Consider the following 24,376-nt stretch of genomic DNA (forward strand, 5'->3'; position numbering starts at 1 on the left):
GTTGTGGCAATATTGATGCAATTTGGGGCCGCCTGGCGGCCCCTTCGCAGGTATAGCAGTGTCCTCAGAGAGCGGTGCGATCCCTGTGGGAGCGGGCATGCCCGCGAACGAGGGTACAGACCTCGCCTTTAAATTGGCACTAAAGTGCCATTAACCTGTCATGTTTCCCAGCCAGCGCCCCGTGGCGATGGCCTTTGACCAGAGGAACGACCGTGCATAACGTCGTGATCAGCGGCACCGGCCTGTACACCCCGGCCCAGAGCATTTCCAACGAAGAACTGGTAGCGTCCTTCAACACCTGGTCGCAGCAGTTCAACCAGGACAACGCCGCCGCCATCGAGCGCGGTGAAATCGAGGCGGCGCCGCTGTCCGATGCGGCCTTCATTGAAAAGGCCTCGGGCATCAAGAGCCGCTTCGTCATGGACAAGGCCGGCATCCTCGACCCGCAGCGCATGAAACCGCGCCTGCCCGAGCGCTCCAACGACGAACCGTCGGTGCTCTGCGAAATGGCTGTCGCCGCCGCCCGCCAGGCCCTGGAGCGCGCCGGTCGTACAGCGGCCGATGTCGATGGGGTGATCGTCGCCTGTTCCAACTTGCAGCGCCCGTACCCGGCCATCGCCATCGAAGTGCAGCAGGCGCTGGGCATCCAGGGCTTTGCCTTCGACATGAACGTGGCCTGCTCGTCCGCCACTTTCGGCATCCAGACCGCCGCCAACAGCGTGGCCCTGGGCCAGGCGCGCGCGGTGCTGATGGTCAACCCGGAGGTATGCACCGGCCACCTGAACTTCCGTGACCGCGACAGCCACTTCATTTTTGGTGATGCCGCCACCGCGGTGTTGCTCGAGCGTGCCGACAAGGCCACCTCGGCGCATCAGTTCGAGATCGTCAGCAGCAAGCTGTGGACCGAGTTCTCCAACAATATCCGTAACAACTTCGGCTTCCTCAACCGCGCGGCGGAAGAGGGCGAGGGTGCGGCGGACAAGCTGTTCATCCAGGAAGGCCGCAAGGTGTTCCGCGAGGTGTGCCCGAAGGTGGCCGAGCTGATCGGTGAGCACCTGCAGGAAAACGGGCTGCAGCCAAGCGATGTAAAACGCTTCTGGCTGCACCAGGCCAACCTCAGCATGAACCACCTGATCGTCAAGAAGCTGCTGGGGCGTGAAGTGGCCGAGGAAGACGCACCGGTGATTCTCGACCGTTACGCCAACACCAGTTCGGCAGGGTCGGTTATTGCCTTCCACCTGTACCAGGACGACTTGGCCAAGGGCTCACTGGGCGTGTTGAGCTCGTTTGGTGCGGGGTATTCGATTGGTAGCGTGATCCTGCGCAAGCGCTGATTTATCTGGCGCCTGTACCGGCCTCTTCGCGGGCTTGCCCGCTCCCACAGGTACTCCACAGTTTTCAAGAGCTGTGGTGATTCTGTGGGAGCGGGCGAGCCCGCGAAGAGGCCGGCGCATTTCTGCCAGGCAAGAAAAAGCGGGAAATGCCGGATGGGGTCGGCATTTCCCGCTTCAGGTGAAACAGTGCAGGGTGTCGCTTAGAACTTGGCTTCCAGGTCGACCTGCAGGGTATCTACATCGGCATCGCTGTTGGGCAATTGCGACAGGTCGGTCTTGGCCATCAGGTAGGCAGCGCCCAGAGAGAAGTTCTTGTCGATTTCATACCCGACCTTGAACTTGTGCCCGCGCGAACCGGTAAAGCCGTTGCCAAAGTCAGAGTCGGTGAACAGGCTGACCACGGCGTTACGCTGCACATCGCGGTAGTTGTAGTCCAGGCTCCAGGCGCCGACTTTGGTTTTCAGGCCCGCCAACCAGGCCTGGTCTTCCCCATCGGTGCTTTCGGTGTTTTTCACATACTGGCCGTAAGCAGAGAGCGGGATGGCAAAGCCGGTGAAGTCCAGCTGGCCGAAGCCTTCCACGAGGTTGAACTCGTTGGTGGTGTTGCCGAACGACTGCAGGATGGTGGCTTCCTTGTCGTTGTCGTAGCCATAGATACTGGCACCTACGGTCAGCTTGAGCACATCGGCCGGGGCGAATTTGGCGCCCAACTGGCCGTGATAGACCTGTGCGTCATGCTTGTATTGCACGCCGTCGCCATCGACGTTGTCCTTGAGGGTGTACTGACCGGCGCTGGCGAACACCTCGGCCCCGCCCAGGTCGGTCTTGTAGGTGGCTGCCACGCCTTCCGGGTTGATGTCGCTATCCCAGATGATGTCGCCCATGCTCACCCACGGCTGCGCCATCTTGCCGCCGATCAGGTGCAGGTTGGGAACTGCAGTCGGGTGCCAGTCGAGGTAGGCCTGGTCGACCCACAGCGACTTCTTGTCGAAGTAGTTGTCGAAGCTCTGGTTTGTCGAACGGCGGTCGGCACTGCTGCCGGTGGCGATACGGATGCCCGCGTCTACCTGCGGGTTGATTTCGCTGTAGAAGCCGACACGGGCGCGCACGCGCTGGCGGTCCTGGTTGCCGCTGCTGCTGTTAGGGTCGTCGACGTTGACGTCTTCGTAACGCAGGCGCACATCGCCCTTGACCTGGGTCTTGGCGGCCCATGCCACTTTCTGTTCAAAGGAGCTCATCCGTTCGGATTGCGCTTTCTGAGCGGCCTTTTCCTTGGTTTCTTGAGCCAGGTCCGCCTGCAGTTCGTTGTACTGCGCCTGGTTGATCGAGCCGTTGGCGCGGAGCATTTCGAGCAGCTTGGCGTCGACAGCTGCACTGGCCGGAGTACTCAGAGCCAGCATCATGCCGGTGAGGCTCACTCCGGTAAGTGTAGAAACAAGACGCATAAGGTTCTCCCTGTTGAATGAGATGGGGGAGGCTCAAGCGCCCGCCCCTGTGTTGGCATGTCTTCGGAAAGGGCCTGAATAGACAGGTTCTGGGGTTCCGGAAAACAGGCGCAAGTATTGCGGGGGCGAATGACAGATTAATGTCGAATTAGTGGCACTGCGGTTAAGTAATTGAGAATGAAAGGATCTGTGCCGGCTATCGTGATTTGAGTGGCGGGCCTTCCTTGGGGATACTGGGTACCTTGAAACAGCGAGCCAAAACCGTGACCAGCCTGTACAGCCTTGCCCATTTGCGTGATCTACCGGCGGCCACCTGGGATGCCCTGGTGCCGGCCGGCCAGCCGTTCCTGCGCCATGCGTTCCTCAGCGCCATGGAGGACAGCGGCAGCGTTGCGCGCAACACCGGCTGGGCCGCCGAGCACCTGGTGCTGGAGCGTGACGGGCAGGTACGGGCGCTGCTGCCGGCGTACCGCAAATGGCACTCGTTCGGTGAGTACGTGTTCGACCATGGCTGGGCCGATGCCTGCGAGCGGGCCGGCATTGCCTACTATCCCAAGCTGCTCGGTGCCGTGCCGTTCAGCCCGGTCAGCGGCCCGCGCCTGCTTGCCGCCGACACAGCCGATGGCTTGCTGATGCTGCAGGCCTTGCCGGAGTACCTGGGCAAGGGCGGGCTGTCTGGCGCGCATATCAATTTCACCGAGCCGGCGCTGGACGAACAGCTGGCCGGCCAGCCGGGCTGGATGGAGCGCCTGGGTTGCCAGTTTCATTGGCGCAACAACGGCTACCGCGACTTCCAGGATTTTCTCGACAGCCTGAGTTCGCGCAAGCGCAAGCAGATGCGCAAGGAGCGTGAACAGGTGGCCGGGCACGGTATTGAATTCCGCTGGTACCGTGGGGGTGAACTGGATGAGGCGCAGTGGGATTTCGTCTACCGCTGCTATGCCAATACCTACGCGGTGCGCCGCCGAGCGCCCTACCTGACGCGCGAGTTCTTCAGCCTGCTGGCCGAGCGCATGCCCGAGGCCTTGCGCGTGGTGATGGCGCGGCAGGGGGGCCGTGATGTGGCCATGGCCCTTAGCCTGGTGGGGGGCGACAGCCTGTTTGGCCGCTACTGGGGGTGCCTGGATGAATTCGACCGGCTGCATTTCGAAACCTGTTTCTATCAGGGCATGGACTTTGCCATTGCCGAAGGGCTGCAGCGTTTCGATGCAGGGGCGCAGGGGGAGCACAAGCTGATTCGTGGGTTCGAGCCAGTACTGACGCGGTCGTGGCACTACCTGCTGCACCCGGGGTTGCGGCGGGCGGTGGAGGATTTTCTGGTGCAGGAGCGGGAAGGGGTGCGGGCCTATGCCGAGGAGGCCCGGGGGATGTTGCCCTATCGCCGGGACTGATCCATTCATATTGCCTGTGCCGGCCCTTTCGCGGGTGAACCCGCTCCCACAGGTACTGCACAGACCGTGAAACTTGGTCTCTGTGGGAGCGGGTTCACCCGCGAAGAGGCCAGTACAGGAATCAGTCCACCCCGACAAACCCCCCCGTCTGGTGATGCCACAACCGGGCATACAAGCCTTGCTGCTCCAGCAGTTCACTGTGGCTGCCAATTTCTACAATCCGCCCCTTGTCCAGCACCACCAGCCGGTCCATCCGCGCAATGGTGGAAAGCCGGTGGGCAATGGCGATCACTGTCTTGCCCTGCATCAGCGTCTCCAGGCTTTCCTGTATCGCTGCCTCTACCTCCGAATCCAGCGCCGAAGTGGCCTCGTCCATGATCAGGATCGGTGCATTCTTCAATAGCACCCGGGCAATCGCGATACGCTGGCGCTGGCCGCCCGACAGCTTGACCCCGCGCTCGCCCACATGGGCATCGAAACCGGTGCGCCCCTGGGCGTCCGACAGTTGCGGGATGAACTCGTCGGCGCGGGCCCGCCGCACCGCTTCATGCAGCGCCGCCTCGCTGGCACCGGGGCGGCCATACAGCAGGTTGTCGCGGATCGAGCGGTGCAGCAGCGAGGTGTCCTGGGTGATCATGCCGATCTGCGCGCGCAGGCTGGCCTGGCTCACTTCGGCAATGTCCTGGCCGTCGATGAGGATGCGCCCGCCCTGCACGTCATACAGCCTCAGCAGCAGGTTGACCAAGGTCGATTTGCCTGCCCCGGACGGGCCGATCAGGCCGATCTTCTCACCCGGGCGGATGTCCAGGTTGAGCCCTTCGATCACGTTGGCGGCCTTGCCGTAATGGAAGTCCACATCATCGAAGCGTACCGCACCGCGGCTTACCTTGAGCGCCGGTGCGTTGGGCCGGTCGGCGACGGTAACCGGCTGGGCGATGGTCTGCAGGCCGTCCTGGACCATGCCGATATTTTCGAAGATACCGTTGACCACCCACATGATCCAGCCCGACATGTTGACGATACGGATCACCAGGCCGGTGGCCAGGGCGATGGCGCCGACGGTGATCAGCGACTGGCTCCACAGCCACAGTGCCAGGCCGGTGGTTGTGACCACCAGCAGGCCATTGAGGGTCGTGATGACCACGTCCATGCTGGTGACCACGCGTGCGGCCAGCTGGGTTTTCTCTGTCTGTTCACGGATCGCTTCGCGGGCGTATTGCTGCTCGAAGTCGGTATGGGCGAACAGCTTGAGGGTGGCGATGTTGGTGTAGCCGTCGACGATGCGCCCCATCAGCTTGGAGCGGGCGTCGGAGGAAATCACTGAACGTTCCTTCACCCGGGGGACGAAGTAGAACAGCGCGGCGATGTAGCCGGCGATCCACAGCAACAGTGGCAGCATCAGGCGCCAGTCGGCTTCGGCGAACAGCACCAGCGAAGTGATGGCGTAGATCAGCACGTGCCATAGCGCATCCACGGCCTGCACGGCGGAGTCGCGCAGCGAGTTGCCGGTCTGCATGATGCGCTGGGCGATGCGCCCGGCGAAGTCGCTCTGGAAGAAGTTGAGGCTCTGCTTGAGCACATAGGTGTGGTTCTGCCAGCGGATCAGGCTGGTCATGCCGGGGTTGATGGTCTGGTGCACCAGCAGGTCGTGCAGGCCGAAGAACACCGGCCGCAGCAGCAGGATCACTACCAGCATCCAGATCAGCTCGCCGCTGTGTTCGCTGAAGAAATTGGCATTGGGCGTGCCCTGGGCCAGGTCGATGATGCGGCTGAGGTAGCTGAACATCGCCACCTCGATCAGCGAGGCGACCAGGCCCACCACCAGCAGGGCGACAAAGCTCGGCCACACCTGGCGCAGGTAGTACAGGTAGAACGGCCAGACCTGGCCGGGTGGCGACTCGCTGGGCGCGTCGCGGAAGATATCGATCAGTTGCTCGAAACGGCGATACAGCATGGGTGACGACACTCCTGTTTCATCCGACCCTCAGGCGGTTTCACGTCCCTGTGAAGCCTGCGGTCAGTCGATGCGTTTGGCCGACTTGATGTAGACCGGATCGGCCGGAACATCGCGCATGCCTTTCTTGGTGGTGGTCGGCGAATTGACGATCTGGTCGACCACTTCCATGCCCTTGGTCACCTTGCCGAATACGGCATAGCCACGGTCACGCCCAGGGTTGAGGAAGTCGTTGTCGGCCACGTTGATGAAGAACTGGCTGGTGGCCGAGTTCGGGTCCTGGGTACGGGCCATGGACAGCGTGCCGCGGGTGTTCTGCAGGCCGTTGCCGGCCTCGTTGGTGATCGGGGCTCGGGTGTTCTTCTGCACCATCTGGTCGGTGAAGCCCCCGCCCTGAACCATGAAGCCCGGGATTACACGGTGGAAGATGGTGTTGTTGTAGAAGCCGCTGTCGACGTATTCGAGGAAGTTCTTGGTACTGATCGGTGCCTTCTCGGCATTAAGCTCGATTTCGACCTGGCCGAAGCTGGTGTCCAGCAGTACGTGCGGGGTCTTGTCGGAGGCCATGACGCTGGTGGCGAAGGCGACCGAGCAGGCGGTGAGCAGGAGTTTTTTCAGCATGGGCTCAAAGATCCTTGAGAGGTGGAAGCGGCTGCAAGGAACTGCAGCAGGGTCTGGTTGAAGACCTCGGGTTGGTCGAGGGGTGTAGCGTGCCGGGAATCGTCGATGACCACCAGCCTGGCGTGGGGCATGAGGGCGACGTAGCGTTCTTTCAGTTGTATCGGGGTGTAATCGTGGTCGGCGGCGATCACCAGGGTAGGACAGTGGATCTGGCCGATGCGTTCCTGCACGCCCCAGTCGACGATGGCGTCGAAGCTCTTGAGGTAGGCGCGCTTGTCGTTGCGTGCCCAGCGCTGGGCCATCTTGTGCCGCAGTTCGGCCTGCTGCGGTTTGGGAAACAGCCGCTCGGCCAGGCCCTTGCCGACGGTTTCGACACTGAGCAGGCGCGCCAGGCCCCAGCGCTTGAGCCACCATGCCCAGTCACTGCGGGTACGGCGCCTGACCTCGGGGGCGCTGTTGACGATGCACAGGCTGCGCAGCCATTGCGGGTGGTCGACGGCAAACTGGAAGCCGACCATGCCGCCCATGGACAGGCCGACGAAGTGCACGGGGCCGGTGTGCAGGTGTTCGAGCAGGGCCAGCAGGTCGGCACTGAAGGTGGCGATCTGGTAACCGTCGCGTGGCTTGTCGGAGCGGCCGTGGCCACGGATGTCCATGAGGATTACCCGGTAGTGGCGGCTGAGCACCGGCACCTGCAGCTCCCAGTCCTGGCAGCTGGAGCCCAGGCCATGCAGCAATACCAAGGGTTCGCCCTGGCCATATTCCTCGTAATGCAGTGCGCATCCTTCATGTTCGAAATAGGCCATGGGCGCGGTCCTCTCAGGCTTGTGGGGGGGCTGCGAAGGGCACGTCCAGTGGCGCGGTGTCGAAATTGCGCAGCAGGTCGATGAGAATCTGCGTAGCCGGGCCCAAGGTCTTCTCTTTGCTCGAATAAAGGTAGAACAGTGGGTGGCGGCTGCCACCCTGATCCAGCGGCAACGGCTTGAGCACGCCCTCGCGCAGCTCGCGCTCGATCATGTGGCGGGGCAACCAGGCAAAGCCCAGGCCACTGCTGACGAAGGTGGCGGCGGTGCCCAGGCTGCCGACGGTCCAGCGTTGCTCGGCACCCAGCCAGCCGACATCGCGCGGCTGGGCGCGGCCGGAGTCGCGGATTACCACCTGCAACTGGCTTTCCAGGTCCTGGAAGGTCAGCTCGCGGCCCAGGCGGTGCAGGCTGTGTTCGGGGTGGGCAACGGCGACGAACTCCACCGCGCTCAGTTCGGCGCCCAGGTAGCCGCCGATGCTGTAGCTGCTGATGGCCAGGTCGGCGATGCCTTCGTGCATCACTTCCTCGACGCCAGACAGCACTTCCTCACGCAGACGCACCCGGCAACCACGGCTCTGTGGCATGAACGCGGCCAGGGCGCGTACCAGGCGGGCACTGGGGTAGGCGGCATCGACCACCAGGCGTACCTCCGCCTCCCAGCCCTGTTCCATGTGGTGGGCAAGGTCCTCGAGCTGGCTGGCCTGCTTGACCAGGTGGCGCGAACGGCGCAGCAGGACATTGCCGGCCTCGGTGAGCACCGCCTTGCGGCCGTCGATGCGCAGCAGCGGCACGCCCAGTTGCTCCTGCATGCGGGCCACTGTGTAGCTGACCGACGACTGTGAGCGGTGCAGTGCCTCGGCGGCCTGGGCAAACCCGCCGTGATCGACCACTGCCTGCAGGGTTCGCCACTGGTCAAGGGTTACGCGCGGCGCTTTCATCTTTCGCTCCTGTTGTCCTAAGCTGCGCTCTTTCAAGGAGAGCGGCCCATGAAGAAATGTTGTGCGGCAATACTGATGTGCCTGCCCCTCGGGGCCATGGCTTATCCCATCGACGTTGAGAAGGAACTGACCGGGGTAAAGCTCGACTACACCGCCTATGACACGGCCTATGACATTGGCGCCATCACCCTCAACAACTATGGGCAGGTACCGGCCGCGTGCAAGGTGACCTTCCGCAACGGCCCGGAGGCGCCACGGGTGCGTCGGGTGAACGTACCGGCCGGTAAAAGCGTCGATGTCACTGCCAAGTTCAACCGGCAGATCATCAAACTACGGATCGCCTTGAATTGCAGCGCAGAATAAGCTGATAAATCGATAGATTGAACCCACTTTTTACGCTTTTTTATCGATAGGTCAAGCCGTAATCTCACCTCCATCGAATCGCAACCCTTTTTGCCGATGGAGGCACCCCATGTCCCGCGTACTGATCATCGAAAGCAGCGCCCGCCAGCAGGATTCCGTTTCCCGTCAGCTGACCCGCGATTTCATTCAGCAGTGGCAGGCCGCCCACCCGGCCGATCAGATCAGTGTGCGCGACCTGGCCGTGAACCCGGTGCCGCACCTGGACGCCAACCTGCTGGGTGGCTGGATGAAGCCCGAAGAACAGCGCAGTGCTGCCGAACTGGACGCCTTGGCCCGCTCCAACGAACTGACCGATGAACTGCTCGCCGCCGACGTGCTGGTGATGGCTGCGCCGATGTACAACTTCACCATCCCCAGCACCCTCAAGGCCTGGCTGGACCATGTGCTGCGTGCCGGCATCACCTTCAAGTACACCCCCACCGGCCCGCAGGGCTTGCTGACTGGCAAGCGCGCCATCGTCCTGACTGCCCGTGGCGGCATCCATGCCGGTGCCACCAGCGACCACCAGGAACCGTATCTGCGCCAGGTAATGGCCTTCATCGGCATTCACGATGTCGACTTCATCCATGCCGAAGGCCTGAACATGAGCGGCGAGTTCCACGAGAAGGGCGTCAACCAGGCCAAGGCCAAGCTGGCGGCGGTGGCCTGAGGCTTAGCGAATTCCCAACCCTGACACCTGTTGTTGCTCCTTTGGGTGTACCTGCCCGGCCCGCATGGCCGGGCTTTTTTTTGCCTGTGAATTTTGTGGGGGCCTGTGCCGGCCTCTTCGCGGGTAAACCCGCTCCCACAGGGACACCACTGATCTGAGGTGCCGTGATATTCCTGTGGGAGCGGGTTTACCCGCGAAGAGGCCGGCACAGCCCCACATTCCTCATGGTTGAACTCATTCATCGCAACCCGCTAAGGTCGCGGCCTTGATCCACGAGAGGCAACCATGGGCTACCTGATAATCGTCGCGCTGATCCAGGCGTTTTCCTTCAGTCTGATCGGCGAGTACCTGGCCGGGCACGTCGACAGCTACTTTGCCGTGCTCGCGCGTGTGGTGCTGGCTGGCCTGGTATTCCTGCCGCTGACCCGCTGGCGCCAGGTCGAGCCGCGCTTCATGCGCTCGATGCTGCTGATCGGCGCGCTGCAGTACGGCATCACCTACGTCTGCCTGTACCTGAGCTTTCGCGTGCTCACCGTGCCGGAGGTGCTGCTGTTCACTATTCTCACGCCGTTGCACGTGACGCTGATCGAAGACGCCATGAGCCGGCGCTTCAACCCGTGGGCCTTGTTGGCAGCGCTGGTGGCGGTGGCCGGCGCGGCGGTGATCCGCTTCGACACCATCAGCGGCGAGTTCTTCATCGGCTTCCTGCTGCTGCAACTGGCCAACTTCACCTACGCCGCCGGCCAGGTGCTGTACCGCCACCTGGTAGCACGCCACCCCAGCGACTTGCCGCACTACAAGCGTTTTGGCTACTTCTACCTGGGCGCGTTGATCGTGGTGTTGCCGGCCTTCCTGCTGTTTGGCAACGTCCAGCACCTGCCGACCACCAACGTGCAGTGGCTGGTGCTGCTGTTCCTGGGGCTGTGCCCGACGGCGCTGGGCCTGTACTGGTGGAACAAGGGCGCGTGCCTGGTATCTGGGGCCACGCTGGCGGTGATGAACAACCTGCATGTGCCGGTAGGGTTGCTGCTCAATCTGCTGATCTGGAACCAGGACGAGCCATTGGGCAGGCTGTTCATCGGCGGGGCAGTGATCCTGGCGTCGGTGTGGATGAGCCGCCTGGGTACCCTGACGTTATCAAGCAAGCCATGGCGCAGTCAGCTATGACGCGTTCGTTACTGAACCCAAATTTCGCCGGTCCCTACCCGATAATCCGGAAAACAAAATCGGGAGACCGGCGTGAAGCTAGAAACGCGAAGTATCGAATTTGTCCCACACGCGGAGCGTTATGGCACGCCTAAACGATTGTTCACTATCTGGTTCAGCTCCAACTTCCAGATAACCGCGCTGATGGTCGGCACTCTGGGCATTGCATCGGGGCTAAGCCTTGGCTGGACCTTGTTGGGCCTGTTGGTCGGCAACCTCATCGGTACCGTGTTCATGGCCGCGCACTCTGCCCAGGGGCCTCACCTGGGCGTGCCACAGATGATCCAGAGCCGGGCCCAGTTCGGTGTCCATGGTGCCGCGCTCCCTCTGCTGGTGATGGTCACGGCCGCAGTCCTGTTCCTCGCCGCCAGCGGCGTGCTGATGCGCAATGCCCTGCAGGCCCTGGTGCCCATGAGCGATGACCAGGCGATCGTGGTGGTCGGCTTGCTGACCTTTGTCATCGGCTTTGTCGGCTACGAGCTGATCCACCGCCTGGGCGCGTGGATGAGCCTGTTGTCCACGCTGGTTTTTGCCGGCGCCCTGGTGCTGATTCTGTTGCACCCCGGCGACATGGCAACCACAACGGCGGTGAGTACCGGCTTTTCGTTCACCGCCTTTAACCTGATCGTGGCCCAGTCGGCCTCCTGGACGCTGGGGTATGGCCCCTATGTGGCCGATTACTCGCGCTACCTCCCGGCCAACGTCAACCCCCGCGCCACGTTCTGGGCCACCTATTGCGGTTGTGCGCTGGGCTCCTTCGCCATGATGGCGCTCGGCGCGCTGGTGGCGGTGGAACTGCCCTCGGCACTGGGACATGACCCCGCCACAGCCATTGCCGCGTTGTTTGGCCCGTGGGCGCCGTTGGCGCTGGCAGTGATCGCGCTGGGGGTGATCCAGTACAACGTGCTGTGCCTGTACAGCGCCTATATGTCGTCGGTCACGATCTTTGGCGCCTTCAAGACCATCCGGCGCGTGACCGCGACGGCCAAGGCCTTGGTAATGGCAGGGCTGACCACAGCGGCAACGCTGATCGCCATCGCCACCCAGTACAATTTCGATACGTTCTTTGCCGACATCCTGATCGGCCAGCTGTACCTGCTGATCCCATGGAGCGCGATCAACCTGGTGGATTACTACTGGGTATGCAGGGGCCACTATGATGTGGGGGCGCTATATGACGCCAAGGGGCGTTATGGATGCTTCAATCGTCGAAGCCTGGCGGTGTACGCCGTGTCGATCATCGGTACCATCCCGTTCATGAAACTGTCGTTCTACACGGGCTTCGTGGCCGAGTGGCTGGGGGCGGATATCAGTTGGGCGATGGGGTTGATCCTGGCCGGTGCGCTGTATTGCATGGTCCATGGGCGCGAGAGCAACCGGCTTTCGACAACCATGAATGCGCACCCCTGACTCGGTTCTGACACGGAAAGGGGCCGCTTTGCGGCCCATCGCCGGCAAGCCAGCTCCCACAGGGGATAGCGCCAACTTTTAGGATATAAGCAAGACAGTTGCTCCCACAGGTACTGCACACATCTCGAATTTTGCGCGGAGCCTGTGGGAGCTGGCTTGCCGGCGATGGGCTGCGAAGCAGCCCCGGCAATATCAAGCCTCGCTCATTTCTTCCAGCCGACGCGGCACAGGCTCTTGCGATACACGCCCGCTTAACCCCACCCGCATGTCGTTGCCACTTGGCTGCTGATACAGGCTCAGCCCGAACTCCGGCAACACCGCCAGCAGGTAGTCGAAGATATCCCCCTGAATCCGCTCGTACTCAGCCCACGCTGTGGTAGTGGTAAAGCAGTAGATTTCCAGCGGTACACCCTCGGCGGTGGTCTGCATCTGCCGGACCATGCATGTCATGTTCGGGTGCACGTTGGGGTGGTTTTTCAGGTAGGCCAGGGCGAATGCCCGGAAGGTGCCGATGTTGGTCAGCTTACGGCGGTTGGCCGACAGCTCGGCCACTGGCCCCAGGGCCTCGTTCCAGCTTTGCAGTTCCTGGCGCTTGCCCGCCAGGTAGTCGCGCAGAAGGCTGATCTGGCTCAGCCGCTGTTCTTCCTCGCGAGTCAGGAACCGCACGCCGGCCGCGTCGATGAACAGGCTGCGCTTGATGCGCCGGCCACCGGACTGCTGCATGCCGCGGTAGTTGCGGAACGACTCGCTCATCAGGCGCCAGGTGGGGATGGAGACGATGGTCTTGTCGAAGTTCTGCACCTTCACGGTGTGCAGGGTGATGTCCACCACATCACCGTCGGCGCCCACCTGGGGCATTTCGATCCAGTCGCCCACGTGCAGCATGTCGTTGCTGGTCAGCTGCACACTGGCGACGAACGACAGCAGGGTGTCCTTGTACACCAACAGCAGCACCGCCGACATGGCACCCAGGCCCGACAGCAGCAGCAGCGGCGAGCGGTCGATCAGGGTGGCGACGATGACGATGGAGGCGAAAATCCACAGCATCATCTTGGCCAGCTGCACGTAGCCCTTGATCGAACGGGTGCGGGCGTGTTCGGTGCGGGCATAAATGTCGAGCAGGGCATCCAGCAGGCACGACAGCGCCATGGTCATGAACAGCAGGGTAAAGGCCAGGGCAACATTGCCGAGGAAGTGCTGGGCGGTGTCGGACAGCTCGGGCACCAGTTTCAGGCCGAACTGCAGCACCAGTGATGGCGTGGTCTGTGCCAGGCGGTGGAACACCTTGTTGTTGCGCAGGTCGTCCAGCCACTTCAGCGCTGGCTGGCGGGCCAGCAGGCGGGCGCCATGCAGCACCAGGAAGCGTGCCAGGCGGCCGATCACCAGGGAAAGGAGCAGCAGCACCGCCAGGCCGATGGCCGCGTGCAGCATCGGATGTTGGTCAAGGGTGCCCCACAGGTCGAGGGAGTCACGCCAGATTCGTTGGATATCCATGGGCTTGCGTACAGTCTTGTTGCCAAACGAAGCGCCATTAGAGCCCGGATGGCGACAAAGTTGCCAAAAGAAATTCGGCTAAGGCGGCAGAAAACGTTACCCTATGCAACTGAATTTTCCGCACTTGCCTGAGGTTACCTCCGTGTTCTCCCAATTCGCCCTGCACGAACGCCTGCTTAAAGCCGTGGCCGAGCTTAACTTTGTCGAGCCAACCCCGGTGCAGGCGGCGGCCATCCCCCTGGCCCTGCAAGGGCGTGACCTGCGCGTGACCGCGCAGACCGGCAGCGGCAAGACCGCGGCCTTCGTGCTGCCACTGCTCAACCGCCTGGTCGACCTGCGCGAGCGCCGCGTGGAGATCCGCGCGCTTATCCTGCTGCCGACCCGTGAACTGGCCCAGCAGACCCTCAAGCAGGTGCAGCTGTTCTCCCAGTTCACCTACATCAAGTCGGGCCTGGTTACCGGTGGTGAAGACTTCAAGGAACAGGCCGCCATGCTGCGCAAGGTGCCGGACGTGCTGATCGGCACCCCGGGCCGCCTGCTCGAGCAGCTCAATGCCGGCAACCTCGACCTGTCCCACGTACAGGTACTGATCCTCGACGAAGCCGACCGCATGCTCGACATGGGCTTTGCCGAAGACATGGAGCGCCTGTGCAAGGAGTGCGAGAACCGCCAGCAGACCCTGCTGTTCTCCGCCACCACCGGTGGTGCTGCCCTGCGCGACATCATCGGCAAGGTGCTGAAAGACCCAGAGCACCTGATGCTCAACAGCGTCTCGCAGCTGGCCGAAGGCACCCGCCAGCAGATCATCACCGCCGACCACGACCAGCACAAAGAGCAGATCGTGCAGTGGCTGCTGGCCAACGAAACCTTCGACAAGGCGATCATCTTCACCAACACCCGCGCGCTGGCCGACCGTATCTACGGCCACCTGGTGGCCAAGGACGTGAAGGCCTTCGTGCTGCATGGCGAGAAGGACCAGAAGGACCGCAAGCTGGCCCTGGACCGCTTCAAGCAAGGCAGCTCCAAGGTGCTGGTAGCTACCGACGTTGCGGCCCGTGGCCTGGACATCGACGGCCTGGACCTGGTGATCAACTTCGACATGCCGCGCAGCGGTGACGAGTACGTGCACCGTGTAGGCCGTACCGGCCGTGCCGGTGGCGAAGGCCTGGCGATCTCGCTCATCACCCACAACGACTGGAACCTGATGTCGAGCATCGAACGCTACCTCAAGCAGCAGTTCGAGCGCCGGGTGATCAAGGAAGTGAAGGGCACCTACAGCGGGCCTAAGAAGGTCAAGGCCTCGGGCAAAGCCGCTGGCAGCAAGAAGAAAAAGGTCGAGAAGAAGACCGGCGACAAGAAGGCGGCCGCCAAGCGCAAGCCAACCGCCAAGCCGAAGGCCAATGCACCGCTGGCCAGCGCTGACGGCCTGGCGCCGCTGAAGAAGCGCAAGCCTGCGGCCGATTAACCTTCAGTATCGCTGTTGGTTTCTTCGCGGGCACGCCCGCTCCCACAGGATAATCACAGATCGAAGGCTGTGTTGTCCAAGTGGGAGCGGGCGTGCCCCCGAAGAGGCCAGCACAGGCGACCACTATTCAGCCTTTTTCTCCGCCTCTTTCAACTCCTTGATCCGCTTGTCGATCAGCTGACACTTGTCGGGCAAGTCCTTGGTGGCTCGACTCATGGATGATCGAGAGGCTTTAGTCCGGGGTCTTTTTGCTTCGGTGCGGCAGGGGAGGGGATGGCCGTTATACGGTTTTTTCTACGGTCTTGGCGCTGTGGCTGGTGGGGCACCGGGCGGGATGTCTTTCTACGGTAGCCGACTTTCAGGGGGGCTGGGAACGAAGTTTTCAGGGCTTCGGCATGATGGCACAGCGTGTAGTTAGGTAGTTAGGTATGTAGGCAGGTTTCGGGAAAGGTAACTACAGGCTTGGGGCGTCTAGCACAGGCATTTGAGTTCTGCTGTAGTTATGTAGTTAGGTTTTTACATGAATTAGAGGAAGGGTGATAACCCTATAGCTACTACAGGGTTATACAGGTATTGCCAGCAAAATAGGGTAAAACCTAGCTACGCTAACTACACCTTGCTCAAACCCTTGTGCTAGAGCTGTTTTGCCTGTAGTTAGGTCCTAACTACACTCCGCCCTTTCCCAACTACACCCCCCGATAGCGGTGCCATCATCCGACGCCATCCATGGCCCCGAGAACCACGATCAACGATCACAGTTCGAACTGGTCATAGGTGTCTGCCACATCCTGTGCGGTAAGTCCGATGTAGGCCATGGTTACGGCCGGGCTGCTGTGGTTCAGCACCTTGCAGATCAGCTCGATGGACTTGCCTGCCTTGTGCATCATCCAGCCCCGTGTCTTGCGCATGCTGTGGGTACCCAGCGCGATACCCAGTTCATCACCCACGGCCTTGAACGCCTTGGCTACGGCCACACGGCTCACTGGCTTGCCCTTGGCGCGGTTGCTGTCCACTTCGAACAGGTACACCGCTCCAGGCTTTGACCTGGCCTCCACGATGGCCATAGCCGGCTCATTCAGCTTGATTGTGCGTGGCTTGCCGGTCTTGCCCTCTACCACCCTCAATTGCCCCGTCTGTGCCTCCTGCAGCGTGATTTCCAGCAGGTCGCTGATGCGCAGCGCCGTGTTGATCCCGAACTTCCAGATGTCCGCGTACAGCGTGTTGCTCCGGGCGTTGAGGGTCAGCTTGCGCTGGACCAGATCAATGTCCGTTTGCGTCTTCACCGCTTCAACGAGTTGCATGGCTCGCCCCTTGATTTTGCTGGCTTCGCTAGTTAACACAATTTTTCTTGATGGTCAGGATGCGCCTGCTTTTGCTGGAAGTCAACAGCCATGAGGGTTGGCTAGTTAACAGAATACTATTGTGTAAATTAGAGGCCGTCAGAAAAAGGGCCACCAAGCTGAAAAGGCGACCGTGGTGGGGGTGTGTCGTCCTTTGCGTGATCGTTGAAACGTAATACTAGGGGTGAGTCCCCACAGAAATTTTCCAAAAATTTCGGCCAAAAATCCAAGCCCCGGCCACTTAAACCTGTGCAACTCGCAAACGGTAACTAACGAACGCAACTTAAAATTCCGCCACCCAATCAATAACTTGTGCCAACCCTTAATTTAAATTAATCGCAAAATTTAAACGGTAACTCCAACCCATTGTTAAAACGCAACTTTTTACGCCGCAAGGACTATATGCAAGAATCATACCGTTCGTCGGGAAGTTGTTGTATAGACAACTATTAGATATTAGTTTGAATGTACTCAGCGATTCATCCGGGGGGATGCGCCGATGAACTTGCAGCCAACTATCAGCGCAACAGCCGCAGTCACCAGCCAGCAACTGGCTGATCTTCTGGCTATTACCCCTAGCGCCCTTTGCCACCATCCCGAGCTGCCACAGGCCACCCCTGTGCATACCGGCCGCCCCGGCAAACCGCAGCATGCTTTCACCCTGGAAGACCTGGCCGCGTTCGCCTTCGACCAGACTGCGCACCTCAGCGAGTGTGAGGTTCGCCTGAGGCTCGCTCTTGCCGGCCGCTGCAAACCACCGCGCACCCGCCCCGCCACGAAGCGCCCGCACCGCCTGGTGGACAACGACCAGGGCGGCTACACCGCTGTGCCCCAGCTTGGCCCCGACGATTTCGACCTCGACCAACAGGCGGCCATCCGGCAAGCCGTCAAACAGGAGCCACGACCATGAACGACATCTACTACGGCTACAGCCGCTTGAACGTGGGTGAGGCCCACCCCGGCACCGGGCACGTCGTCACGCAACACGATATCGACGACGACAACCTGCAACGCCTGATTCGTGAAGCGGACGCTGCCGAGGAACACGCGGCGCGACTGCGCTTTATCGCGCATGAACTCAGCCTGTCCATCTACGCCCGCCGGGAGCAAAAGCCATGAATTTCGCCGAAGCCTTCGCCACGCCGCCCGCGCCCACTGTCGGCGGCCTGCCGCTCGAAACGTTCATGGGCCTGGTACAGCTGTACGGGGAAAGCTGCGCCAAGATTCTGCGCGGCCTGGAACGTGAACTTGTGCTGATGCAGCTCATTGCCCTGGAAGAACGCGACCAGGGCGGATTCACCATCCATTAAGCGCCCGGCCACTGTGCTGGGGGAGTAAGGAGAAATGGCCAGTTTCATCGACGCACTCAACCAAGGCGTCAACAACGTGACCGGCACGCCGCTCGGTCAGCTCGGGTTGCAGATGCTCATGGCGTCCGGGCCGCAGCAAGGCAACCCCGGATTCGGCGCACGCCTGGGGCAGGCCTTCGGCGGCATGAGTGAAATGCAGCGTGTGCAGGCACTGCAGCAGTACCGCGACCAGATGATGCAGGTACAACAGCAACAGATGCAGATGCGGCAACAGGCCGCCCAGGCCGAGACTGAACGGCAACGGCAGTACCAAGCCCGCTTGCAAGACCCGAACTTCCTCAAAAGCTTGTCTCCGATGGCACGCCAGATGGCCCAGCTCGGTGTCGACCCGGCCGACCTGATTCGCGCCACCAACGCCGACAACCTGGCCCAGCATCGCCAGGCCACGCTGCAGCAGGATCAGGCTCAGTTCGCCCAGCGCCACGCCGGTGCCGGTGGCGGCTCGTCCGGTCCAAGAACCCCAGCACCGCGCCCCTACATCGACCAGCCTGTCGGCAACGGCCTGATGCAGCGCCACAAGTTCAATCCGCAGGTCGGTGATTACGTCCCCTGGGGCGAACCGTTCAGCCAGTTTGCGCCAGGCCGCAAAGCCGCAACCGGTGCTGACGCCGCCACTGAGGCGATCATGGGCGCCGAGGCCGAACCTGTGCCGGATACGTCCGCATTGCCAGGTACCGGCAACCTCCAGTCGTATGCACCGGGGCAACAGCAGGCGCCGATTGGCGTCATGCCGATGGCCGCAGCAGGCGGCAATGCCCAGTCTGCAACCCAGGCCAAGCCAGCCCCCAAAGCTGGTATGCGCGTACCTGGCCAGGCGCAGATCGCCCGCCCGCTCACCAAAGCGGACTATGACGCTCTGCCGGCTGGCGCCCAGTACATCGACCCAGTAAGTGGCAAGACCGCCACTAAGCGAGGTTAACGTGCAATGGCCACCAGTGCTTTCGGTGACGAAATTCCCGACGACCCAGTGGCGCCTGGCCCTGCTGCGCGCCAACCGCAACCGGCGCCAGCGCAGCCACAGGTAAGCGCATTCGGCGACCCGCTGTCCGCGTTCGGTGACGCCCTCGACGACGAGCCGGCTCAACCTGTGCCTCCTGCAGCAGCCCAGCCCTGGAACGCCAACGACTTGTTGCCGGAAAGCCTTCGCCCCATCGGCCAGGCAATTGACGACTACGGCCTGAGCCTGAGCAAAGGTTTCGTCGGCGCTGCCGAAGCCGCCACCGGTCTGGGCGACATCGTGTCGGGTGGTCGGGTATCGCCGGCCATGAAATCCGGCCTGGGCTATGACCCAGCTGGTCGTCGCGCAGAACTCGACCGCATGGCAACGCCCGAACACCAGCAGGCCATGCAACAGCTCGACCGCGCCCAGGGCTTCGCCGGTACGCTGCAGGCGCTGCGCGACAATCCATCCCTGATCCCGCACGCCATCGCCGAGTCGCTGCCAAGCATGGCGCTGGGCGGCGCCGCTGGCCGTGGCATCGCACTCGGTGCTAAAGCCCTTGGTGCTGCTCCAGGCCTGGCAGGCATGATCGGCGCCGGGGCCGGTGAAGGGCTGGTGGCATCCGGGCAGAACGCATCCCGTACTGTGCAAGAGACTGGTGGCCTGACCCTCGGTCAGACTGGCGCAGCCGTCGCATCTGGCGCTGCCACTGGCCTGCTCGGCGCTGCTGGCGCCAAGATCGGCAAGGCCCTCGGCATTGGGGATGTGGACGCAATGTTGGCCGGCCAGAACGGCGCCGACTTCGCCCGTAGTCTGGTATCCCGAGTGCTCGGTGGTACCACGCTGGAGGCACTGGAGGAAGCCGGACAAGGCACTTCCGACCAGGTGCTCGGGAACATCGCACTGGGCAAAGACCCGCTCGCTGGCGTGGCCAAGGCTGCGACCTTGGGCGGCATTACTGGTGGCGTGATGGGCGGCGCTGCAAACCTGCTGACTCGCCCCAACGCGGCCCAGGCCCAGCAGACCGAAGTCCCGCAGGTTGATCCGCGCATCGAAGCTGCCCGCGCAGCCGTACCCGGTGCGATCCGCAGCTACTTGAACCCCGAGCAGGCAACCCCGGCACCGGCTGCTCCGCCAACCCCGCCACGGCCAGCGCCCCAGCCAACCCCGCAACCCGTGCCATTCGCTGGTAGCCGGGACATCACACCGCTACTCGATAACCTGGGCGTGGAAGGCGAACAGCGCACCCGCTCGCTCGATCTGCTGCGCCCAGCCGAACAGGACATCGAAGCGCGCCGCCGTGGTGTCGTCACCATGGACGAACAACATCGCCTGGCCAGCCTAATCGGCCTCGACGGTGCCCAGGCGCAGGCATTCAGCCGCAGGATCGGCCAGGCCTGGAATGCCGAACAGATCATCGCCGGAACCGACCTTGTGAGCGACCGCCTGAAAACGGTCATGGAGCAGCAACAACGCATCGCCAGCGGCCAGGCCAGCGACATCGAGAAGGCCACCTTTGTGCAAGACCTGGGCGACCTGAAAACCGTGTTCGGTGAACTCATGGGCGCACGCGCCGAGAGTGGCCGAGCACTGGCAGCACAGCGCCGGCAGGTGCAGAACATCAACGAGGCCGCCCGAATCCTTGAGGGTATCGGCGGCGTGCAAGGCGCTGACGACCTGGCCGCTGCCATCGGCAAGGCAGTCCAGGCCGGCGGCGTACAGAACCTGGCCAAACTGGTCGGCCAGCCCGAGAGCAAGATGCAACGCCTGTTCGGTTACTACTTCCGGGCAGCCCTGCTCAGCGGTGTCCGCACCCATGCGGTGAACATCACCAGCAACACCGCCACCCTCGGCAACGAGATTATCGAGCGCAGCATTGCCGCTGGCATCGGTGCGACCAAACGCGCCTTGACCGGGGGCAAGTCCGGCCAGACCGTTTTCGCTGAACCCCTCGACCTGCTGATCGGCATGAGCCGGGGCATGTCGAAGGCCGGCACCGCAGCCGTCGATGCTTTCCGTACCGGCGAGTCAGCTGTGCTGGGCGGGCAGGCTAAACAGGACAACAGCCAAGGCCTGAACAATGCCCCACGCCGGCCTGGCGTGCTGGGTGGTGCAGCCTTCGCCGCCGACCGCCTTGCCAGCCTGCCATACCGTGCACTTGGTGCCGAGGACGCATTTTTTGCAACGCTCAATTTCGAGGCCCAGTTGCGTACCTTGGCCCGCCGCGAAGCGATCAGGGAGAAACGCGAGGGGCGGCTACCCGATGGTGTGAAGTTCAGCCAGCGTATCGAGCAGATCGTGCAGAACCCCACGCCCAAAATGATCGAAGCAGCAGGCAACGACGCCCGCATCAACACTTTCAACAGCAAGGCAGGCACCTTTGCCGCAGCGGTCATGGCGGCGAAGTCCAAGGCGCCCTGGCTGAACCTGATTGTGCCCTTCGTCCGCACCCCGGCCAACGTGGTCAAGTTCGGACTGCAGCGCACCCCGCTGGCTCCGTTCTTCAAGGAAGTGCGCGAAGACTTCGCCGCTGGTGGCGCACGGCAGGAGCGCGCCGCCGCCCGAATCGTATGGGGCACTGGCGTGATGGTCATGGCCGGCATGGCGGCCCAGGCTGGGTACATCACAGGCGCAGGCCCCGATGACAAACGCGAGCGCCAGGCCCTGCTCAACACCGGCTGGCGCCCGTACTCGGTGCGCGGGAGCGATGGCACCTACCACGAATACAACCGCCTTGACCCCTTTGCCCAGTGGCTCGGCCTGGCCGCCGACATGGCGACCATGGACTACCAGAACAAAGACGCGACTAACGTTGCCGTTGCCGCGCTTGGGTCGCTGGTGAACAACACGGTAAACAAGACCTACATGCAGGGTCTGTCGAACTTCGTAGAGTTCATGCAAGACCCCAAGCGCAACGCCGAATGGTACTCGCGGCAGATGGCCGGCACCGTCGCGCAGCCGCTTACCTTGCTGTCCAACATCGCCAGCGAGAACGACCCCTACGCCCGCGAAGGTAACTCGATTCTCGACGCCATCAAGTACAGAACTCCCGGCCTGCGCCAAGACCTGCCGACCAAGCTCGATGGCCTCGGTGAACCTGTGTCGAACCGCACCTATCCAGGCGGCCCGTTCTCGATTGCCGCGCCGATTGCACAGTCGCAGGAGAGCAGCGACCCGGTGCGCCAGCTTGCTGGTCGTATTGGCTGGTTGCCTACCGAGTTCCAGAAATCGCTGACCCTCAACGGCCGCAAGATCGAAATTCCAGCAGACCAGCACCATGAGCTGGCGCAGCTTGCCGGCCGCCTGACTCACCGTGGCGCGCAACGCCTGATCCGCTCTCCAGGCTGGGCATCGCTGGATGACGACCAGAAGCGCGACCAGCTCGAAAAAATGGCAACCAAGGCCCGCGCCGCTGTGCGAATGGCCGCGATCCCTTATGTCACTTCGGGCAAGCGCGCCGCCCTCGACAAATTGCGCGACCAGATGGAGGCACAACGATGAACACCGAAATCGAACAAGCGCACGCAGCTGTGCTGGCCGCTCGCAAGGCAGTGGTCGAGCTGCAGGACGCAGAGGCCTATGTCGCCAAGCACCTACCGCTTGCCGGGCAAGCCTTGGAAGCAGCGGTCGCCAAGCTGCGCCGACTGAACCAGGCAGACGGCACCGCCGCCGCAGCCAATCAACAAGCTGAAATCGAGCGGCTCACCGCCGCCATCGCCGCCGTCAAAGAGGGCCGCCACCATGTATGACATCCAACACCTCGACCGCCTGCGCCAGGACTGCGAGTTCCACCAGGTCGACTACAGCCGCGCCAAGCTCATTGCCGACCCGGAAGGTGGTGGGTATTTGGTTACTCACGGCCAGCCCATCGTGCCGCTCGGGCAACTGGGCGAGAACGTACCTTCTGGCACCGTCGGCTACCGTTCAGCCGAGAGCGCAGAAGCCGCGCTGCTCGATGGCTTGCTCAAGCTGATCGTGGCCGAACGTCGTCGTGTGCGATACGGCGCCGTGTGTGGCATGGGCGGCGACCAGATCGCCCGCACTCCACTGACCGAACAGGAAATCGCAGCCTTCAAGGCGCGCACCAACCCCAGCACCAAGATCGCCGCACTGCAGCGGGAGCTGGCCGAGGCCCTGGCCGAACAGGCTGCCCGCGAACGCAGCGCCAACAGCGCGGAAGCCTTGGCACAGCGCTACGGCCTTGGCACAGCCCATGTGCCTACTGAATCCAAGGGCCAGGGCGTAAGCGCCAAGCCTGCCAAACGTCAACGTGTGAAACCGGAGTAACTGACCATGAGTGAATCCATTCAAGTTGAACCAATCGACGGTCCCGACGAAGCCGTACCAATCGATGGCCTGGCCGCGAACCTGACCGATAGCGTCGGCGTGCCCAACGACGCTGGCGTCGATGACCTGATGCCCGACGACCTCGCCAGCGAAGTCGAGGACCACCAGGCCATGACTGACCGCCGCTACGGCCACTTGGCCGAGCAGGAAGCGGATCAGGTAGACGAACAGGTCGAGCAGCAGCCCCAAGGTCGCAAGCATGTGCCCCTCGGTGCCCTGCAGCAGGAGCGCGCCCTCCACCAACAGGCCAAGGAACAAGTCCGCCTATTGCAGGAACAGCTGGCCGCACACCAGGCGCAGATGCAGCAGTTCCAGCAGTGGCAACAGCAGCTCGCCGCCCAGCAACAACAGGCTCAGCAGCAGGCGGATATCCCGGCCTTCGTCGATGACCCGGAAGGCCACATCAACGCCCTGAAAGCGCAGTTTGAGCAGCGCCTGAACGACATGCAGGGGCAGCAGCAAGCCACTGTGCACCGCCAGCAGCTGGAACAGGCCGCCGTCCAGGTGCAGCGCGATGCACAGGAAGTCGAGCCCTTCGTCCGTCAGCTGGAACCAAAGTTCCGGGCTGCGCACCCTGACTACGATGACGCCCGCGAATTTGTCCACGCGAACATCCGCAGCCAGCTGGCCGTGCAGTATCCGGGCGCCACGCTTGCGGAAATCCAGGGCTTGGAGAACGTCGCCACCGTTGGTTTCCTCCGGCACTGCCAGGCAAACGGGATCGACCCCTGTGCATACGTGTACCAGCGTGCACAGGCACTCGGTTTCCAATCGCAGCACCGTGCACCGGCCACCCCGGCGAAGCGTGCACCGACCAGCCTCGGCGCGCTTCCAGGTGGCGGCCGTGCACCGGACGAGCAAGGTCGGCTTTCTGCCAGTCAAGTGGCGTCGATGAGCAATGAGGACTTCGACCGGCTGTTCGAGCAGATGCGGGCCAACGACGCCCCACGGTTCGGGTTCTGACCATGGGGCTCGTATCGCGGGAACAGCGGATCAATGAACACCTTGCGCGGCTGCAGCTCCACATCGAGCGCAGCCACTGCGCGGAAACCCGCAGGCATAACCGTGCATTCTTGCGCGGCGTGCGCGTGGCGTTGTGGTGTTTGAGCATGCGCATGACGCCCGCACAGATCGATCAGGAACTGCGCGCCGAGCTGTTCGGCACGCCACCACCCTCGGTTGGGCGCGCCACCCCAGGACCACGACCACGCGCAGAGATTGCGGAGTGACCGTAGGCCTGGCGG

General features: G+C 62.6%; 23 protein-coding genes. 16 read left to right on the plus strand and 7 right to left on the minus strand.

Translation table 11 applies throughout. The annotated features are described in order from the left end of the window. The first annotated feature begins 212 nt into the window (after positions 1–212). Positions 213–1,334 (plus strand): beta-ketoacyl-ACP synthase III, encoded by a 1,122-nt coding sequence (locus CAF92_RS23820; RefSeq protein WP_046614678.1) that lies wholly within the window; start codon positions 213–215, stop codon positions 1,332–1,334. A 200-nt stretch (positions 1,335–1,534) separates the two neighbouring features. On the opposite strand, the gene CAF92_RS23825 is transcribed toward CAF92_RS23820, so the two are convergent. Beyond that, positions 1,535–2,779 (minus strand): putative porin, encoded by a 1,245-nt coding sequence (locus CAF92_RS23825; protein ID WP_015271304.1) that lies wholly within the window; start codon positions 2,777–2,779, stop codon positions 1,535–1,537. A gap of 263 nt (positions 2,780–3,042) precedes the next feature. Between CAF92_RS23825 and CAF92_RS23830 the strand changes: the two genes are divergently transcribed. Further along, positions 3,043–4,170 carry a GNAT family N-acetyltransferase gene (locus CAF92_RS23830; RefSeq protein WP_085602125.1) on the plus strand — a complete coding sequence of 376 codons (1,128 nt, stop codon included), beginning with the start codon at positions 3,043–3,045 and terminating at the stop codon, positions 4,168–4,170. 121 nt (positions 4,171–4,291) lie between these two features. Here the strand turns inward: CAF92_RS23830 and CAF92_RS23835 are convergent, their stop codons facing one another. From CAF92_RS23835 to CAF92_RS23850, 4 genes are all read right to left on the minus strand, one after another. After that, positions 4,292–6,124, minus strand: coding sequence for an ABC transporter ATP-binding protein (locus tag CAF92_RS23835; protein WP_085602095.1), 1,833 nt, complete (start codon positions 6,122–6,124; stop codon positions 4,292–4,294). 63 nt (positions 6,125–6,187) lie between these two features. Continuing rightward, positions 6,188–6,745 (minus strand): peptidylprolyl isomerase, encoded by a 558-nt coding sequence (locus tag CAF92_RS23840; RefSeq protein WP_046614676.1) that lies wholly within the window; start codon positions 6,743–6,745, stop codon positions 6,188–6,190. Beyond that, entirely contained in the window at positions 6,739–7,551 is an 813-nt protein-coding gene (locus CAF92_RS23845; RefSeq protein WP_085602096.1) for an alpha/beta fold hydrolase, read from the minus strand. The genes CAF92_RS23840 and CAF92_RS23845 overlap by 7 nt, the downstream gene beginning before the upstream one ends. A 13-nt stretch (positions 7,552–7,564) precedes the next feature. Further along, positions 7,565–8,488, minus strand: coding sequence for a LysR family transcriptional regulator (locus tag CAF92_RS23850; protein ID WP_012273620.1), 924 nt, complete (start codon positions 8,486–8,488; stop codon positions 7,565–7,567). Positions 8,489–8,536: 48 nt separating this feature from the next. On the opposite strand from CAF92_RS23850, the gene CAF92_RS23855 reads away from it, so the two are divergent. The 4 genes from CAF92_RS23855 to CAF92_RS23875 all read left to right on the plus strand — a co-directional run bounded on the left by CAF92_RS23855 (position 8,537) and on the right by CAF92_RS23875 (position 12,176). Then, entirely contained in the window at positions 8,537–8,851 is a 315-nt protein-coding gene (locus tag CAF92_RS23855) for a hypothetical protein (protein ID WP_012051530.1), read from the plus strand. A 109-nt stretch (positions 8,852–8,960) separates the two neighbouring features. Further along, on the plus strand, positions 8,961–9,560 hold the full coding sequence (locus tag CAF92_RS23860) for an FMN-dependent NADH-azoreductase (RefSeq protein WP_085602097.1): 600 nt from the start codon (positions 8,961–8,963) through the stop codon (positions 9,558–9,560). Positions 9,561–9,845: 285 nt separating this feature from the next. After that, entirely contained in the window at positions 9,846–10,727 is an 882-nt protein-coding gene (locus tag CAF92_RS23870) for a carboxylate/amino acid/amine transporter (RefSeq protein ID WP_046614672.1), read from the plus strand. A gap of 72 nt (positions 10,728–10,799) precedes the next feature. Then, the gene (locus CAF92_RS23875) at positions 10,800–12,176 is read left to right on the plus strand and encodes a cytosine permease (protein WP_085602099.1); all 1,377 of its coding nucleotides are present in this window, start codon (positions 10,800–10,802) and stop codon (positions 12,174–12,176) included. A 192-nt stretch (positions 12,177–12,368) separates the two neighbouring features. On the opposite strand, the gene CAF92_RS23880 is transcribed toward CAF92_RS23875, so the two are convergent. Beyond that, the gene (locus CAF92_RS23880; RefSeq protein ID WP_085602100.1) at positions 12,369–13,670 is read right to left on the minus strand and encodes a mechanosensitive ion channel family protein; all 1,302 of its coding nucleotides are present in this window, start codon (positions 13,668–13,670) and stop codon (positions 12,369–12,371) included. Positions 13,671–13,773: 103 nt separating this feature from the next. On the opposite strand from CAF92_RS23880, the gene CAF92_RS23885 reads away from it, so the two are divergent. Further along, positions 13,774–15,135, plus strand: a complete 1,362-nt coding sequence (locus CAF92_RS23885; protein WP_085602101.1) for a DEAD/DEAH box helicase — start codon at positions 13,774–13,776, stop codon at positions 15,133–15,135. 752 nt (positions 15,136–15,887) lie between these two features. On the opposite strand, the gene CAF92_RS23890 is transcribed toward CAF92_RS23885, so the two are convergent. Continuing rightward, positions 15,888–16,436 (minus strand): tyrosine-type recombinase/integrase, encoded by a 549-nt coding sequence (locus CAF92_RS23890; protein WP_085602102.1) that lies wholly within the window; start codon positions 16,434–16,436, stop codon positions 15,888–15,890. A 538-nt stretch (positions 16,437–16,974) separates the two neighbouring features. Between CAF92_RS23890 and CAF92_RS23895 the strand changes: the two genes are divergently transcribed. The 9 genes from CAF92_RS23895 to CAF92_RS27215 are packed head-to-tail and all read left to right on the plus strand — an operon-like array spanning position 16,975 to position 24,361. Beyond that, positions 16,975–17,385 carry a hypothetical protein gene (locus CAF92_RS23895; RefSeq protein WP_143516206.1) on the plus strand — a complete coding sequence of 137 codons (411 nt, stop codon included), beginning with the start codon at positions 16,975–16,977 and terminating at the stop codon, positions 17,383–17,385. Continuing rightward, the gene (locus tag CAF92_RS23900) at positions 17,382–17,594 is read left to right on the plus strand and encodes a hypothetical protein (RefSeq protein WP_085602104.1); all 213 of its coding nucleotides are present in this window, start codon (positions 17,382–17,384) and stop codon (positions 17,592–17,594) included. Before CAF92_RS23895 ends, CAF92_RS23900 begins: the two co-directional genes overlap by 4 nt. Then, complete coding sequence (locus CAF92_RS23905; RefSeq protein ID WP_085602105.1) at positions 17,591–17,785, plus strand: hypothetical protein; 195 nt, start codon at positions 17,591–17,593, stop codon at positions 17,783–17,785. The genes CAF92_RS23900 and CAF92_RS23905 overlap by 4 nt, the downstream gene beginning before the upstream one ends. Positions 17,786–17,819: 34 nt before the next feature. Further along, positions 17,820–18,764, plus strand: coding sequence for a hypothetical protein (locus CAF92_RS23910; protein ID WP_085602106.1), 945 nt, complete (start codon positions 17,820–17,822; stop codon positions 18,762–18,764). A 6-nt stretch (positions 18,765–18,770) separates the two neighbouring features. Then, a complete protein-coding gene (locus CAF92_RS23915; protein WP_085602107.1) occupies positions 18,771–22,286 on the plus strand; it encodes a hypothetical protein in 3,516 nt (1,171 codons plus the stop codon). Further along, positions 22,283–22,534, plus strand: coding sequence for a hypothetical protein (locus CAF92_RS23920; RefSeq protein ID WP_085602108.1), 252 nt, complete (start codon positions 22,283–22,285; stop codon positions 22,532–22,534). Before CAF92_RS23915 ends, CAF92_RS23920 begins: the two co-directional genes overlap by 4 nt. Further along, entirely contained in the window at positions 22,527–23,072 is a 546-nt protein-coding gene (locus tag CAF92_RS23925) for a hypothetical protein (RefSeq protein WP_085602109.1), read from the plus strand. The genes CAF92_RS23920 and CAF92_RS23925 overlap by 8 nt, the downstream gene beginning before the upstream one ends. 6 nt (positions 23,073–23,078) lie before the next feature. Then, entirely contained in the window at positions 23,079–24,095 is a 1,017-nt protein-coding gene (locus CAF92_RS23930; protein WP_085602110.1) for a hypothetical protein, read from the plus strand. A 2-nt stretch (positions 24,096–24,097) separates the two neighbouring features. After that, on the plus strand, positions 24,098–24,361 hold the full coding sequence (locus CAF92_RS27215) for a hypothetical protein (protein WP_143516207.1): 264 nt from the start codon (positions 24,098–24,100) through the stop codon (positions 24,359–24,361). Positions 24,362–24,376 lie beyond the last annotated feature (15 nt).

It is taken from the genome of Pseudomonas sp. B10(2017) (genome assembly GCF_002113295.1).
GTDB lineage: Bacteria > Pseudomonadota > Gammaproteobacteria > Pseudomonadales > Pseudomonadaceae > Aquipseudomonas > Aquipseudomonas pudica.

What these genes read in the sequence shown, in the direction of transcription:
- CAF92_RS23825 (WP_015271304.1), bottom strand. Translation starts at nt 2,779, where the DNA reads ATGCGTCTTGTTTCTACACTTACCGGAGTGAGCCTCACCGGCATGATG.
- CAF92_RS23835 (WP_085602095.1), bottom strand. Translation starts at nt 6,124, where the DNA reads ATGCTGTATCGCCGTTTCGAGCAACTGATCGATATCTTCCGCGACGCG.
- CAF92_RS23840 (WP_046614676.1), bottom strand. Translation starts at nt 6,745, where the DNA reads ATGCTGAAAAAACTCCTGCTCACCGCCTGCTCGGTCGCCTTCGCCACC.
- CAF92_RS23845 (WP_085602096.1), bottom strand. Translation starts at nt 7,551, where the DNA reads ATGGCCTATTTCGAACATGAAGGATGCGCACTGCATTACGAGGAATAT.
- CAF92_RS23850 (WP_012273620.1), bottom strand. Translation starts at nt 8,488, where the DNA reads ATGAAAGCGCCGCGCGTAACCCTTGACCAGTGGCGAACCCTGCAGGCA.
- CAF92_RS23855 (WP_012051530.1), top strand. Translation starts at nt 8,537, where the DNA reads ATGAAGAAATGTTGTGCGGCAATACTGATGTGCCTGCCCCTCGGGGCC.
- CAF92_RS23860 (WP_085602097.1), top strand. Translation starts at nt 8,961, where the DNA reads ATGTCCCGCGTACTGATCATCGAAAGCAGCGCCCGCCAGCAGGATTCC.
- CAF92_RS23870 (WP_046614672.1), top strand. Translation starts at nt 9,846, where the DNA reads ATGGGCTACCTGATAATCGTCGCGCTGATCCAGGCGTTTTCCTTCAGT.
- CAF92_RS23880 (WP_085602100.1), bottom strand. Translation starts at nt 13,670, where the DNA reads ATGGATATCCAACGAATCTGGCGTGACTCCCTCGACCTGTGGGGCACC.
- CAF92_RS23885 (WP_085602101.1), top strand. Translation starts at nt 13,774, where the DNA reads ATGCAACTGAATTTTCCGCACTTGCCTGAGGTTACCTCCGTGTTCTCC.
- CAF92_RS23890 (WP_085602102.1), bottom strand. Translation starts at nt 16,436, where the DNA reads ATGCAACTCGTTGAAGCGGTGAAGACGCAAACGGACATTGATCTGGTC.
- CAF92_RS23895 (WP_143516206.1), top strand. Translation starts at nt 16,975, where the DNA reads ATGAACTTGCAGCCAACTATCAGCGCAACAGCCGCAGTCACCAGCCAG.
- CAF92_RS23900 (WP_085602104.1), top strand. Translation starts at nt 17,382, where the DNA reads ATGAACGACATCTACTACGGCTACAGCCGCTTGAACGTGGGTGAGGCC.
- CAF92_RS23905 (WP_085602105.1), top strand. Translation starts at nt 17,591, where the DNA reads ATGAATTTCGCCGAAGCCTTCGCCACGCCGCCCGCGCCCACTGTCGGC.
- CAF92_RS23910 (WP_085602106.1), top strand. Translation starts at nt 17,820, where the DNA reads ATGGCCAGTTTCATCGACGCACTCAACCAAGGCGTCAACAACGTGACC.
- CAF92_RS23915 (WP_085602107.1), top strand. Translation starts at nt 18,771, where the DNA reads ATGGCCACCAGTGCTTTCGGTGACGAAATTCCCGACGACCCAGTGGCG.
- CAF92_RS23920 (WP_085602108.1), top strand. Translation starts at nt 22,283, where the DNA reads ATGAACACCGAAATCGAACAAGCGCACGCAGCTGTGCTGGCCGCTCGC.
- CAF92_RS23925 (WP_085602109.1), top strand. Translation starts at nt 22,527, where the DNA reads ATGTATGACATCCAACACCTCGACCGCCTGCGCCAGGACTGCGAGTTC.
- CAF92_RS23930 (WP_085602110.1), top strand. Translation starts at nt 23,079, where the DNA reads ATGAGTGAATCCATTCAAGTTGAACCAATCGACGGTCCCGACGAAGCC.
- CAF92_RS27215 (WP_143516207.1), top strand. Translation starts at nt 24,098, where the DNA reads ATGGGGCTCGTATCGCGGGAACAGCGGATCAATGAACACCTTGCGCGG.